Source organism: Pseudomonas floridensis (assembly GCF_002087235.1).
Lineage (GTDB): Bacteria > Pseudomonadota > Gammaproteobacteria > Pseudomonadales > Pseudomonadaceae > Aquipseudomonas > Aquipseudomonas floridensis.
Window position 1 is genome coordinate 41,772 of sequence record NZ_MUIO01000079.1, and the last position, 11,798, is coordinate 53,569.

The following is an 11,798-nucleotide window of genomic DNA, read 5'->3' on the forward strand; positions in this document are numbered from 1 at the left end:
AGAGAGAAAAGAGATGGCGGGTATTTCACTTCGCGACCAGTTGCTCAAGGCAGGCCTGGTCAACCAGAAGCAGGCCAAGCAGGTCAGCAAGGAAAAGCAGAAAGAGCAGCGTCTGGTGCATAAGGGCCAGGCTCAGGTCGATGATTCGCAGAAGCGTGCGGCTCAGGAAGCGCTGGCCGAGAAGGTCAAGCGTGATCAGGAACTCAACCGTCAGCAGCAGGAAAAGATCGAGCAGAAAGCCCGTACCGCTCAGGTCAAGCAGTTGATCGAAGCTTCGCGTCTGCCCAAGCTGACCACCGAGGACTATTACAACTTCGTCGACGACAAGAAGGTCAAGCGCATCTCGGTCAACACGCTGATGCGTAACAAGCTCAGCAGCGGTTCGTTGGCCATCGTCCATCATGGCGGCGGTTACGAGATCATCCCGCGTGAGGCGGCGCTGAAGATTCAGGAGCGCGATCCGCGCCGTATCGTGCTGCTCAACACCCCGACCGAAGCGCCGGATGCGGACGATCCGTACGCGGCGTATCAGGTGCCTGACGACCTGATGTGGTAAGCATCGGCTGGAAAGACAAAACCCGCGATGAGCGGGTTTTGTTTTTACGATTCTGAAAGTGCGATCAATGGTTCTGCTGGCTTTCCAGCGCTTCGAGCTCTTCCTTATAACGGTAGGCGTCGGATTCTACGTGAAACATGCCGACCAATTGGTCCTGTTGGTGCACGTCCCAGATCTGGATGCCGTCGGCAACGGCTTCGTGAGAGAGGTGGGCGTCGTCGCGTTCAGTAACTCTGACAGTCATAGTAATCAGCTCCTGACTTGATGGCCTGAAAGGGTCAGGCCTCTGGATACTGCGGCGATGTGTCGCAGGCCTCTTTTATAGAATCTGTTAGCTGGCTAAGTAAATAGCCTGTTCAGGTTCCCGTCCGCTCAGAAAATGATCATCAGTCGCAAGGCCTCTAAATATGGGGTCTTCAGCTGATCGACGGTTAAATGAAGGATTTTTCATGTGCCTTGGCGGGTGGTACAACTGCCATAAATGACGTTGTCTGATGGTGCGGGCAGGCAGCCTCAATGCTTCGTTTCTCAGCCACGGCCCTGACGGCCAGCCAAGAAAAAGCCCCGCATCAAGCGGGGCTCCTTGTTGCAGCAGTCGGGTCGATCAGCTGCCTTTGACAGCCTTGCCGTTCACCGTACCGTCCTGCAGCATGATGTTGTATTCCTTGCCGTCGGTTTCGACCTGTTGCAGGCGAACCAGCAGGTAATCCCAGTCCTTGGCGAACCACAGCACGGTAATGCGCTTGCTTTGCGTCGGGTCGCGCACGCGCTCGACCTTGATGGCATCGACCTGGCCGGCCTTGGTATCGACTTTCTCTGAACCCAGTACACGGAAGTCATAAGTGTCGACTTCGTCGCCATCGACCACCTGATAGCTCATGCTCTTCTTGCCAGCGGCAACATCGTGCTGCAGCGCGAGCTGATAGGTGGATTTGTCGAGAATGCCACGATTGAGCGGCAGTTTGATCGCGTCGCCACGGTCGGTGCCGGTCACGAACTTGGTGTTCCAGTCGAAAGCCAGATCGACCTTTTTCGACTTGCCCAGACCACTGCGTTCAAAGGTGTAGGTCTGTGGCAGCAGAGTTTCCTTGTCGACTTTCAGCGTACTGACTTCGCTCAGGCTGGCGATCATCATCGATGCCTTGAAGTTCAGGGTCCAGGTGCCGTTGGGACCGGCTTCCAGACTGCGTTCGGCCGTGCCGCTCATGGGCAGTTGCTTCCAGTCGGCGGTGTAGCTGGCGGAGAAGGGTTGAAGGTCTGCGGCCTGTGCAGCAGGCAAGGCAAGCAGAGCGAAAGCGAAGAGCAGAGCGCGACGCATAATATCTCCTAGTGTCGAATCAAATGGCCGGTGGCCGGGAGTGCCTGGCCATCCAGTAATGCGCCTTCTTCGCCCAGGCTCAATCGGCCTTCGGCGAACCAGCGTATTGCCAGCGGGTAGATACGGTGCTCCTGGACGTGCACCCGTTGCGCGAGCGTGGCGGGTGTGTCGTTCAACTGTACCGAAATCACTGCCTGTACGACCAGTGGTCCGCCATCGAGTTCCTCGGTGACGAAGTGCACACTGCAGCCATGTTCGGTATCACCGGCTTCCAGTGCACGCTGATGCGTGTGCAAACCTTTGTAGCGCGGCAGCAGGGAAGGGTGGATGTTGAGCAGGCGGCCCTGGTAGTGACGCACGAAGCCAGCGCTGAGAATGCGCATGAACCCGGCCAGTACCACCAGCCTGGGCTGAAAGGTATCGATCAATTCGATCAGCGCGGCATCGAAGGCTTCGCGACCTTCGTAGCCCTTGTGATCCAGAACGCAGGCTTCGATGCCCGCGTCCCGGGCGCGTTGCAGGCCGAAGGCATCGTCACGGTTGGAGATGACAGCGCGGATACGGACGGGGCTGGCCCCGTCCTTGAAACTGTCGATCATCGCTTGCAGGTTGCCACCGGTGCCGGAAAGCAGCACCACGACATCGCAGGTGGCTGACATCAATGCGCCTTGAGGTTTTTCAGCTCGACTTGCGCTGCACCTTCGGCTGCGGTGGCGATCTGGCCGATCACCCATGGCTGCTCGCCCGCTTCGCGCAGAACGTTCAGTGCGGTTTCGACGTGCTCCTGCGCCACGCAGATGACCATGCCCACGCCGCAGTTCAGCACGCGGTGCATTTCGTTTTCTTCAACGTTGCCTTGCTGCTGCAGCCAGTCGAACACGGCCGGACGCTGCCAACTGGCGACGTCGACCACCGCCTGGGCGCCTTGTGGCAGAACACGCGGGATGTTGTCCAGCAGGCCACCACCGGTGATGTGGGCCATGGCCTTGACGGCACCGGTTTCCTTGATGAGCTTGAGCAATGGCTTGACGTAGATGCGGGTCGGCGCCATCAGCAGTTCGGTCAGTGGCTTGCCGTCGAGCTGGATGTTTTCGATGTCGGCACCGGCGACTTCGATGATCTTGCGGATCAGCGAGTAACCGTTGGAGTGCGGGCCCGACGATGGCAGGGCCAACAGGGCGTCACCGGCGGCAACTTTGGAGCCGTCGATGATGTCGGCTTTCTCGACCACGCCGACGCAGAAACCGGCCAGGTCGTAGTCTTCGCCTTCATACATGCCGGGCATTTCAGCGGTTTCGCCGCCGACCAGCGAGCAACCGGCCAGTTCGCAGCCAGCGCCGATGCCGGTCACGACCTGGGCGGCGGTGTCGACGTTCAGTTTGCCAGTGGCGTAGTAGTCCAGGAAGAACAGCGGCTCGGCACCGCAGACCACCAGATCGTTGACGCACATGGCAACCAGGTCGATGCCGATGCTGTCGTGCTTGTTCAGGTTCAGCGCCAGACGCAGCTTGGTGCCGACGCCGTCGGTGCCGGAGACCAGAACCGGTTGCTTGTAACCAGCAGGGATTTCGCAGAGGGCGCCGAAACCTCCCAGGCCGCCCATGACTTCCGGACGCTTGGTGCGCTTGGCCACGCTCTTGATGCGTTCGACCAATGCTTCACCGGCGTCGATGTCTACACCGGCGTCTTTGTAGCTCAGGGAGGGTTGCTTGCTCATAAAAAATCCAGGCCTTTAGGGGGGATTCGGAGGTATCGACCGCTGCGCAGGGGCCCGTTCAGCAACACGCGGGGTGCGCAATGCTAGGGTGGGCCATCGCGATTGCCGGTCTGCGAAGGCGCGCGATTTTATCAGGCTTGCCCTCGGGGGGCCATCCTTGCGCCGACGGTAGGAGCAGGTTCTACTAAATAAACCGCACAGCCTTGCTCCGGGCACGTTCGACTCCATGTGTTTAGGGTGTACTTTAGGCGGGCGTTGAATGAAGAGTGGCCAACTGGTGTCTCACCGTTCGTGCTGCCCCTGAATCCGCCTTCCGAGACTGCTGTTTTTTACTTTTTTCCGTTCGGGAACTGTCCATGCGTTTTTCCAGAATTCTTTTAGTCGGCTGCCTGTCCCTGTTCAGCCTGCCGACCCTTGCCGAAACAGTGAACAATCTTTATCAGGTGCGTGAGCCGGTCAACGGCCAGTCGCCCGATGAGCGCACCCGCGCCACCCAGGCGGCGCTCGAAACACTGGTGCTGCGTCTGACCGGCGATGCCAAGGCTGCGCAAGGTTCTGCGCTGGCAGCGTTGCGCAAGGACCCGCAGCAGGTCATCAGTCAGTACGGTTACGAGGCCGGTCCGCCCGAGTCCTTGCTGGTCGATTTCGATCCGGCCACCACCGACCGCGCACTGCGTCAGGCCGGTCTGCCGATCTGGGGCAGCAATCGTCCGTCGATTCTGGGCTGGTGGCTGAATGATTCGGTCGAGGGCTCCAATCTGGTCGGCGACGGCCAGGCGTCCGCCGAACCTCTGCGTCGTGCCGCGCAGCATCGCGGCTTGCCGTTGCGTCTGCCGCTGGCTGACTTGAGCGAGCAGGGCATCGGCACGGCCAAGACCCTCGAAGGCACCGATGCCGCGCCTTTAAAGGAAGCTTCCGATCGCTACGGCGCCGACGCGATCCTGGCCGTGCACGCCAGGGAAGACACCGGTCAGTGGCAAGGCAAATGGAACCTGTGGCTGGGCGAGCAGCGCGAGCAGGGCACCGCGACCGGTGTCAGTCCTGAGGCGCTGGCCGATGCGGTGTTGCTGGCGGTGAGTCAGCGTCTGGCGCCGCGCTTCGTCGCCAAGCCGGGTGCTTCGACCGGTCTGCTGATGCAGGTTCAGGGGATGACCTTCGAGCGTTATGCCCAGTTACTGCAACTACTCGATCCGTTCGGCGTGCGTGTGACGCTGGTCGAAGGCGATCGCGTGACGTTCGAGGTCAACGGCAACGCCGATCAGCTTCGTTCGCAGATGGCGCTGGCTAAACTTCAGGAAGTCCCGGCCAGCGAAGCGGCTGCGGCTGCTCAGCCCGCGCCAACCGCGCCGGTCGATGCATCGGCACCTGTTCCGGTGCCGGGCTCTACGCCCGCGCCCGGTTCTGCACCCATGATCGTTCCGGCGTCCGCGCCGCAACTGTATTTCCGCTGGTAACTCGGCAAGCGCATTTTCCACTGGGTTGAGAGGCATTGATGACTGATACGCGACGTTGGTTCTGGATCGGCGGGCTGGCCCTGCTGGTTGCATTCGTGGTGTTGCTGCACACGATCCTTACCCCGTTTCTGGTGGCGCTGTTGCTGGCGTATATGGGCGATCCGCTGGTGGATCGTCTGGAACGTGCGGGTCTGTCCCGAACGCTCAGCGTGGTGGCCGTGTTCGGCCTGTTCACGCTGGTGTTGATGGCGTTGTTGCTGGTACTGGTGCCGATGCTGGCCAAGCAGTTGTATCGTCTGTACGAGCTGGCGCCGCAGATGCTCGACTGGCTGCAGCATTCTGCGCTGCCGTGGGTGCAGGCCAAGTTCGGGCTGTCTGATGGTTTCTGGAAGTTCGACAAGATCAAAGCAGCAATCTCCGAGCACATGGGGCAGGCGGGCGATATCGTTTCCATCGTCCTTTCCCAGGCCACCGCGTCAGGGCTGGCGCTGATCGGCTGGCTGACCAATCTGGTACTGATCCCGGTGGTGTGTTTCTACCTGCTGCGCGACTGGGATGTGATGATGGGCAAGATTCGCGGCCTGTTGCCTCGTCAGCGTGAAGGGCTGATCGTCAAGCTGGCAGGCGAGTGTCACGAGGTACTGGGTGCTTTCATTCGCGGCCAGTTGCTGGTCATGGTCGGTCTGGGTGTGATCTATGCGGCCGGCCTGATGTTGGTCGGGCTCGAATTGGGATTGTTGATCGGCGTGATCGCAGGTCTGGCGGCCATCGTGCCTTACATGGGTTTCGTGATCGGCATTGGCGCGGCGCTGATTGCCGGCCTGTTTCAGTTCGGTGGCGACCTGTATCCGATGTTGGGCATCGTTGCGGTGTTCATGATCGGTCAGGCGCTGGAAGGCATGGTGCTCACCCCCTTGCTGGTAGGTGACCGCATCGGTTTGCACCCGGTGGCGGTGATCTTCGCGATCCTGGCCGGTGGCGAACTGTTCGGCTTTACCGGCATCCTGTTGGCGCTGCCGGTGGCGGCGGTCATCATGGTGCTGGTGCGTCACGTTCATGACGTCTACAAGGATTCGGAGATCTACGCGGGTGCTGAAGATCCTGATTTATAAGCGCTTTTCGGTCTGGTCGCGCGGCAGCACTTCACGGGTATCGGCGTGGTCCGTGAAGTGCCGCCAAATGTCCCGCCTGCTTCCCTGCTTTACCCGGCCAGACGCAAACCTTTGATTTTGCTTGGGGTCTGTCGCATTGTGCGACCAGCGTCACGGGTATAAACTTTGCGCACTTTACACAGAGGCCCTTGGCGGTTCGCATGAACCGTTCGTCAGCATGAAACCGATTCAGCTGCCCCTGAGTGTGCGTCTGCGTGATGACGCCACTTTCGTCAATTACTATCCAGGCGCCAATGCCGCTGCACTCGGCTATGTCGAGCGGCTGTGCGAAGCCGACGCCGGATGGACCGAAAGCCTCATTTATCTGTGGGGCAAGGACGGCGTAGGGCGCACGCATCTGTTGCAGGCGGCCTGCCTGCGTTTCGAGCAGATGGGCGAGCCTGCGGTGTACCTGCCGTTGGGCGAGGTTATCGATGAAGGGGTCGAGCTGTTCGACCATCTCGAACAGTACGAGCTGGTTTGCCTGGATGACTTGCAGGCCGTCGTGGGTAAGCCGGAGTGGGAAGAAGCCCTGTTTCATCTGTTCAACCGTCTGCGTGACAGTGGCCGGCGTTTGCTGATCGCTGCGTCCAAGTCGCCCCGTGAGCTGCCGGTCAAACTGCCGGACCTCAAGTCGCGCCTGACCATGGCGTTGGTGTTCCAGATGCGCGGCCTGTCCGATGAAGACAAATTGCGTGCCCTGCAACTGCGTGCATCCCGACGTGGCTTGCACCTGACCGACGAAGTCGGCCATTTCATCCTCACCCGTGGCACGCGCAGCATGAGCGCGCTGTTCGAGCTGCTGGAGCGTCTGGATCAGGCGTCCCTGCAGGAGAAACGCAAGCTGACCATTCCTTTCCTTAAAGAGACGCTCGGGTGGTAGACGAGGCGCTGCTGATGCAGACGGCGGCTGCCCTGCGCCATGCACAGCGGATTCTGGTGATCACCGGCGCGGGTCTCTCGGCTGACTCGGGTCTGCCGACCTATCGTGGCGTTGGCGGACTCTACAATGGCAAGACCGATGATGGCCTGCCTATAGAAGTGGCTTTGTCCGGCCCGATGCTGCGTCGTGATCCCGAGCTGTGCTGGAAGTACATCGCCCAGTTGGGCAAGGCATGCCTCGGCGGCCAGCCGAATTCGGCGCACTACGCCATCGCACAGTTGCAACGCATCAAACCCGAGTGCTGGGTGCTGACTCAGAACGTCGATGGCTATCACCGCGCGGCAGGCAGTCCGCCCGAGCGGCTGATCGAGATCCACGGTCAACTGACGCCGCTGTTCTGTCAGTCGTGCGGCGCCGAAGACACAGGGTTGAGCGAGCACCTTGGACGTTCTTTGCCACCTTTGTGTTCAATCTGTAATGGCGTTTTGCGACCGTCTGTCGTTCTTTTTCAGGAAATGCTCCCCGAGCTCGCCCTTGAAACACTGTATGAACAACTGGCTAAAGGCTATGATGCAGTGCTGAGTATCGGCACCACCGCAAGCTTCCCCTATATCCATGAGCCGGTGATTCGCACCCGTGTTTCCGGGGGTTTTACGGCTGAAATCAATCCGCAACCGACGGATCACAGTGCGCAGATGGACGTGTTTTTGAAGTCCCGCGCCGTACATGTCATGGAAAAACTGATAAGTCACATTTAGTTCGATTGAATTTGCAAATCGTTTTGATAGCGGGCATAGTCTCGCCTTCTTAACAGTTCAGCCACGGTCGTGCCCATGCAAGTTGTTCGCTTCGCACCCCTCGTGCCCCTCGCACTCGTTACATTTCTGTTCGGTTGCTCGGCCAATTTGCCGGTTGCGCAGCAGGATCAGGTTCAGCCAAAGCCTCGTTACCAGAACACGGTTACCGCACAGTCCGCAGCGCATCGCGCCGACGCCGTAGCCCTGCAGGACGAAATGGCCACTGAAGACGAGCTGGCTCAGTTTTCTGATAACACATCCTACAAATTGCCGGTTCTGGCCGAAAGCATCCTCGAACGTGGCAAGTCTCTGATCGGTACGCGTTACCGGTTTGGCGGCACCTCCACCACGTCGGGTTTCGATTGCAGCGGTTTCATCGGTTTTCTGTTTCGTGAAGAGGCCGGCATGAACCTGCCGCGCTCCACTCGCGAAATGATCAACGTCGATGCACCTGTCGTCTCGCGTCAGAACCTCAAGCCTGGTGATGTGCTGTTCTTCAGCACCCGCGGTCGTGGCCGCGTCAGTCATGCGGCGATCTACGCCGGTAACGATCAGTTCATCCATTCCAGCAGCCGTCGCAGTGGCGGTGTACGCATTGACAGTCTTGATGATGCTTACTGGAATAAGACCTTCATCGAAGCCAAGCGTCCGCTGGCCATGGCACCCGGTGCCGTAGCTGTGAAGACGCCAGCGGTTGCCACACAGACAACGGCAATGACTTCGACTACAGTCAAGATCGCACCAAAACGCCCCAAGAAATGAAAAATGAAAAACGCAGACAGGCCGATGGCCTGTTTGCGTTTTTGAGCTTCTCGGCAGCGTAAGCCGCATCCGGATCAGGTTGTTGTGGTTATGTCGATTGCTTTGCGCCTGATAGTCATCTCTGTTGCTGCGTTGCTCGGTGCCTGCGCCGGCGCACCGCCGCCCCCCGCTCAGCCCCGGGTCGTCTATCGCCCGGTGGTCACCGCGCCTCCCCAGATTCTTTCCCAGGCTGCCGAAGATGTGCTGTTTCGCGCATTGGGGCTGGTCGGCACGCCCTATCGCTGGGGCGGTAACACGCCGGACTCGGGTTTTGATTGCAGTGGTCTGATTGGCTACGTCTATCGTGACGCGGCGGGTATCTCGCTGCCACGCTCGACCCGCGACATGGTGGTGATGGGCGCACCCGATGTGCGTCGTGAGCAGCTGCAATCGGGGGATCTGGTGTTCTTCGCCACGTCGGGTGGCTCGCAGGTGTCGCATGCCGGTATCTACGTCGGCGAGGGACGCTTCGTGCATGCTCCAGCCACCGGCGGCACGGTCAAGCTGGACAGCCTCGACAAGCCGTATTGGCAGAAAGCCTATCTCAACGCCAAGCGCGTGATCCAGCCTTCGAATCTGGCGCAGAATCGTCCGTAATCTCTACATACCCGCACATGTGACCCATCGTGATGCCTGATCACTTGCCGGTTCCAGTCCGGGCGCTCCCATCTGCATGAGAGCGCCTTTCGAAATGTTGATCTTGAGCTACTGAGCCGCCTTCGCGGACGTCACCCGCCAGATCTTGTTGCCCACGTCATCCGCCACCAGTAAACCCCCGCGATGGTCATTGACGACGCCGACCGGGCGACCCATGGCTTTTTCGTCACTGTTCAGGAAGCCGGTCAACACATCGACCGGGGCGCCGTTCGGCTTGCCGTTGCTGAACGGCACGAACACCACCTTGTAGCCACTGTGCGGTTTGCGATTCCAGGAGCCGTGTTGGCCGATGAACAGACCTTCGTTGAACGGTGCGGCCAGCGTTTTGCCGTCGGCGAAGACCAGGCCCAGCGAAGCTGTGTGCGGCCCGACGGCATAGTCCGGTTTGATAGCCTTGGCGACCAGCGCCGGATTCTGTGGCTTGACGCGCTCGTCCACGTGTTGGCCATAGTAGCTATAAGGCCAGCCGTAGAAGCCGCCGTCCTGTACCGATGTCACGTAGTCGGGCACCAGATCGCTGCCGATCTCGTCACGCTCGTTGACGGCGGTCCACAACTTGCCGGTGGTCGGCTCCCAGTCCATGCCATTGGGATTGCGCAGGCCTGAAGCAAAGATGCGATGGTTGCCGGTGGCCGCGTCCACTTCCCAGATCGCGGCACGGCCTTCTTCCTTGTCCATGCCGTTTTCGGCCACGTTGCTGTTGGAGCCGACGGTCACATACAGCTTGCTGCCGTCCTTGCTGGCGATGACGTTCTTGGTCCAGTGGTGGTTCAGCGTGCCGCCCGGCAGATCGACGACCTTGGTCGGTTGCGCACTGATCGAGGTCTGGCCGTTTTCGTACGGGAAACTGATCAGGCGGTCGGTGTCGGCGACGTAGAGCTTATTGCCGACCAGCGTCATGCCGAACGGCGAATTGAGGTTCTGCAGGAACACCGTACGGGTTTCCGCGACACCGTCATTGTTGGTGTCGCGCAGCAGGGTGATGCGGTTGGCGCTCGGCACGCCCGCACCGGCGCGGCCCATGACCTTCTCCATGACCCAGCCGCGAATGCCCTTGGAGTCATCCGGTTTGGCCGGCGAATTGGTTTCCGCGACCAGTACGTCGCCGTTGGGCAGCACGTACAACCAGCGCGGGTGATCCAGGTGCTCGGCGAAGGCCCCGACCTGGGTGCCCGCTGCCGCCACCGGTCTGGCGTCTTTTTCCCAGCCCACGGCCGGTGCGATGTTGACCGTGGGGATCAGTGTTTTGTTGGGTTCCGGCAGCTTCGGAGATGGCCCCGTTCCGTCCGAGACCTGCAGGGTCGATGACTCGCCGCAGGCCGCCAGGCCACCAGCCACCAGAAGCAATACGGCGTAATGAGGTCTGAGTTTGAACATGGTGCATCTCCATCGATAAAGGCTTGGTCCAGTAAGGGGTAGAGACGCCTCGGCGGCCGAGGTTCAATCGCACACAGGTATTGGGCACCTCCGTGCAAGTGAATGGCCTGTACGCCGTTGCGCTGCAGTGTCGATTGACGCTCCATCCCCAACCCTCTACCCTTCGCGGTTCGTTTCAGGTGCTCTGCAATCCTCCCGATTGGCAGGGTGAAACAGGGAAGCCGGTGTGGGTCATGCGATCCGATCCCGGCGCTGCCCCCGCAACGGTAAATGAGTCAAGGCTGTGCACGACGCCACTGTGTTTCAACACGGGAAGGCGCGCAGTCGGGGTGACCCGCTCATGAGCCCGGAGACCGGCCTGAATCAGTCAATGGCATCACGGAGGGTGATGTTCTGTGCAGGGCGTTGCCGTGCTGTTCAGTGCTGTCCTTCCGTCTGCCTTTCGCGTCCCCTATTGCGGAGAGCCGAGATGAACGAATCCCCCGAACGCGACGAACGCCATCTGGCGCGCATGCAGCGCAAGAAAGCCGTGATGGACGAGCGCATCGCCAGCTCCCCCAATGAATGCGGGCTGCTGCTGGTGCTGACCGGCAACGGCAAGGGCAAGAGCAGCTCGGCGTTCGGCATGCTTGCGCGCGCCATGGGGCATGGCATGCAGTGTGGAGTTGTGCAGTTCATCAAAGGCCGCAACAGCACCGGCGAAGAATTGTTTTTCCGGCGTTTTCCCGAGCAGGTGCGGTATCACGTGATGGGCGAAGGGTTTACCTGGGAAACCCAGGATCGCCAGCGCGACATCGCTGCCGCCGAATCCGCTTGGGCCGTGAGTCTTGAAATGCTGCGCGATCCGGGCATCGGCCTGGTGGTGCTCGACGAATTGAACATTGCCCTCAAGCACGGTTATCTCGATCTTGAGCAGGTCCTGAGCGACCTGCAGGCCCGCCCGCCGATGCAGCATGTGGTGGTGACCGGCCGTGGTGCCAAACCCGAATTGATCGACCTGGCCGACACCGTTTCGGATGTCGGCGTGGTCAAACACGCATTCCAGTCCGGAATTCGGGCACAAAAAGGTATCGAGTTATGAGTAACC

At 60.2% G+C, this 11,798-nt stretch carries 13 protein-coding genes and 1 riboswitch; of the genes, 8 read left to right on the top strand and 5 right to left on the bottom strand.

The genetic code is table 11. The features are described 5' to 3' along the window. The first annotated feature begins 13 nt into the window (after nucleotides 1-13). Nucleotides 14-556, top strand: a complete 543-nt coding sequence (locus tag BZK31_RS19680) for a DUF2058 domain-containing protein (protein WP_083184652.1) — start codon at nucleotides 14-16, stop codon at nucleotides 554-556. A 64-nt stretch (nucleotides 557-620) separates the two neighbouring features. On the opposite strand, the gene BZK31_RS19685 is transcribed toward BZK31_RS19680, so the two are convergent. The 4 genes from BZK31_RS19685 to purM form a co-directional block, all read right to left on the bottom strand. Further along, complete coding sequence (locus BZK31_RS19685) at nucleotides 621-800, bottom strand: hypothetical protein (protein WP_083184654.1); 180 nt, start codon at nucleotides 798-800, stop codon at nucleotides 621-623. A gap of 360 nt (nucleotides 801-1,160) precedes the next feature. Continuing rightward, on the bottom strand, nucleotides 1,161-1,874 hold the full coding sequence (locus BZK31_RS19690; protein WP_083184656.1) for a DUF3108 domain-containing protein: 714 nt from the start codon (nucleotides 1,872-1,874) through the stop codon (nucleotides 1,161-1,163). Between the two features lie 8 nt (nucleotides 1,875-1,882). Continuing rightward, the gene (gene purN, locus BZK31_RS19695) at nucleotides 1,883-2,533 is read right to left on the bottom strand and encodes a phosphoribosylglycinamide formyltransferase (protein WP_083184657.1); all 651 of its coding nucleotides are present in this window, start codon (nucleotides 2,531-2,533) and stop codon (nucleotides 1,883-1,885) included. Further along, nucleotides 2,533-3,591 (bottom strand): phosphoribosylformylglycinamidine cyclo-ligase, encoded by a 1,059-nt coding sequence (gene purM / locus BZK31_RS19700; protein ID WP_083184659.1) that lies wholly within the window; start codon nucleotides 3,589-3,591, stop codon nucleotides 2,533-2,535. Before purM ends, purN begins: the two co-directional genes overlap by 1 nt. 356 nt (nucleotides 3,592-3,947) lie before the next feature. On the opposite strand from purM, the gene BZK31_RS19710 reads away from it, so the two are divergent. From BZK31_RS19710 to BZK31_RS19735, 6 genes are all read left to right on the top strand, one after another. Continuing rightward, nucleotides 3,948-5,045 carry a DUF2066 domain-containing protein gene (locus tag BZK31_RS19710; RefSeq protein WP_083184661.1) on the top strand — a complete coding sequence of 366 codons (1,098 nt, stop codon included), beginning with the start codon at nucleotides 3,948-3,950 and terminating at the stop codon, nucleotides 5,043-5,045. Between the two features lie 38 nt (nucleotides 5,046-5,083). Continuing rightward, nucleotides 5,084-6,157, top strand: a complete 1,074-nt coding sequence (locus BZK31_RS19715; RefSeq protein WP_083184663.1) for an AI-2E family transporter — start codon at nucleotides 5,084-5,086, stop codon at nucleotides 6,155-6,157. Nucleotides 6,158-6,374: 217 nt separating this feature from the next. Then, nucleotides 6,375-7,079 carry a DnaA regulatory inactivator Hda gene (gene hda / locus BZK31_RS19720; RefSeq protein ID WP_083184665.1) on the top strand — a complete coding sequence of 235 codons (705 nt, stop codon included), beginning with the start codon at nucleotides 6,375-6,377 and terminating at the stop codon, nucleotides 7,077-7,079. Next, nucleotides 7,073-7,837: an NAD-dependent deacylase gene (locus BZK31_RS19725; protein WP_167378051.1), complete on the top strand. Its 765-nt coding sequence runs from the start codon at nucleotides 7,073-7,075 to the stop codon at nucleotides 7,835-7,837. Before hda ends, BZK31_RS19725 begins: the two co-directional genes overlap by 7 nt. Nucleotides 7,838-7,912: 75 nt before the next feature. Beyond that, nucleotides 7,913-8,638 (top strand): C40 family peptidase, encoded by a 726-nt coding sequence (locus tag BZK31_RS19730; protein ID WP_083184667.1) that lies wholly within the window; start codon nucleotides 7,913-7,915, stop codon nucleotides 8,636-8,638. A gap of 90 nt (nucleotides 8,639-8,728) precedes the next feature. Beyond that, on the top strand, nucleotides 8,729-9,274 hold the full coding sequence (locus tag BZK31_RS19735) for a C40 family peptidase (RefSeq protein WP_083184669.1): 546 nt from the start codon (nucleotides 8,729-8,731) through the stop codon (nucleotides 9,272-9,274). A gap of 108 nt (nucleotides 9,275-9,382) precedes the next feature. On the opposite strand, the gene BZK31_RS19740 is transcribed toward BZK31_RS19735, so the two are convergent. After that, nucleotides 9,383-10,711 (bottom strand): PQQ-dependent sugar dehydrogenase, encoded by a 1,329-nt coding sequence (locus BZK31_RS19740; protein ID WP_083184671.1) that lies wholly within the window; start codon nucleotides 10,709-10,711, stop codon nucleotides 9,383-9,385. Nucleotides 10,712-10,871: 160 nt separating this feature from the next. Continuing rightward, a riboswitch (cobalamin riboswitch) is annotated at nucleotides 10,872-11,087 on the top strand. Between the two features lie 93 nt (nucleotides 11,088-11,180). Here BZK31_RS19740 and cobO point away from each other — a divergent pair. After that, on the top strand, nucleotides 11,181-11,792 hold the full coding sequence (gene cobO, locus BZK31_RS19745) for a cob(I)yrinic acid a,c-diamide adenosyltransferase (protein ID WP_083184673.1): 612 nt from the start codon (nucleotides 11,181-11,183) through the stop codon (nucleotides 11,790-11,792). The last annotated feature ends 6 nt before the right edge of the window (nucleotides 11,793-11,798 follow it).

Excerpts from the sequence above, each read along its gene's own strand:
- purM (WP_083184659.1), bottom strand. The coding sequence starts at position 3,591 with ATGAGCAAGCAACCCTCCCTGAGCTACAAAGACGCCGGTGTAGACATC.
- BZK31_RS19715 (WP_083184663.1), top strand. The coding sequence starts at position 5,084 with ATGACTGATACGCGACGTTGGTTCTGGATCGGCGGGCTGGCCCTGCTG.
- BZK31_RS19690 (WP_083184656.1), bottom strand. The coding sequence starts at position 1,874 with ATGCGTCGCGCTCTGCTCTTCGCTTTCGCTCTGCTTGCCTTGCCTGCT.
- BZK31_RS19735 (WP_083184669.1), top strand. The coding sequence starts at position 8,729 with ATGTCGATTGCTTTGCGCCTGATAGTCATCTCTGTTGCTGCGTTGCTC.
- purN (WP_083184657.1), bottom strand. The coding sequence starts at position 2,533 with ATGTCAGCCACCTGCGATGTCGTGGTGCTGCTTTCCGGCACCGGTGGC.
- hda (WP_083184665.1), top strand. The coding sequence starts at position 6,375 with ATGAAACCGATTCAGCTGCCCCTGAGTGTGCGTCTGCGTGATGACGCC.
- BZK31_RS19740 (WP_083184671.1), bottom strand. The coding sequence starts at position 10,711 with ATGTTCAAACTCAGACCTCATTACGCCGTATTGCTTCTGGTGGCTGGT.
- BZK31_RS19680 (WP_083184652.1), top strand. The coding sequence starts at position 14 with ATGGCGGGTATTTCACTTCGCGACCAGTTGCTCAAGGCAGGCCTGGTC.
- BZK31_RS19710 (WP_083184661.1), top strand. The coding sequence starts at position 3,948 with ATGCGTTTTTCCAGAATTCTTTTAGTCGGCTGCCTGTCCCTGTTCAGC.
- cobO (WP_083184673.1), top strand. The coding sequence starts at position 11,181 with ATGAACGAATCCCCCGAACGCGACGAACGCCATCTGGCGCGCATGCAG.
- BZK31_RS19730 (WP_083184667.1), top strand. The coding sequence starts at position 7,913 with ATGCAAGTTGTTCGCTTCGCACCCCTCGTGCCCCTCGCACTCGTTACA.
- BZK31_RS19685 (WP_083184654.1), bottom strand. The coding sequence starts at position 800 with ATGACTGTCAGAGTTACTGAACGCGACGACGCCCACCTCTCTCACGAA.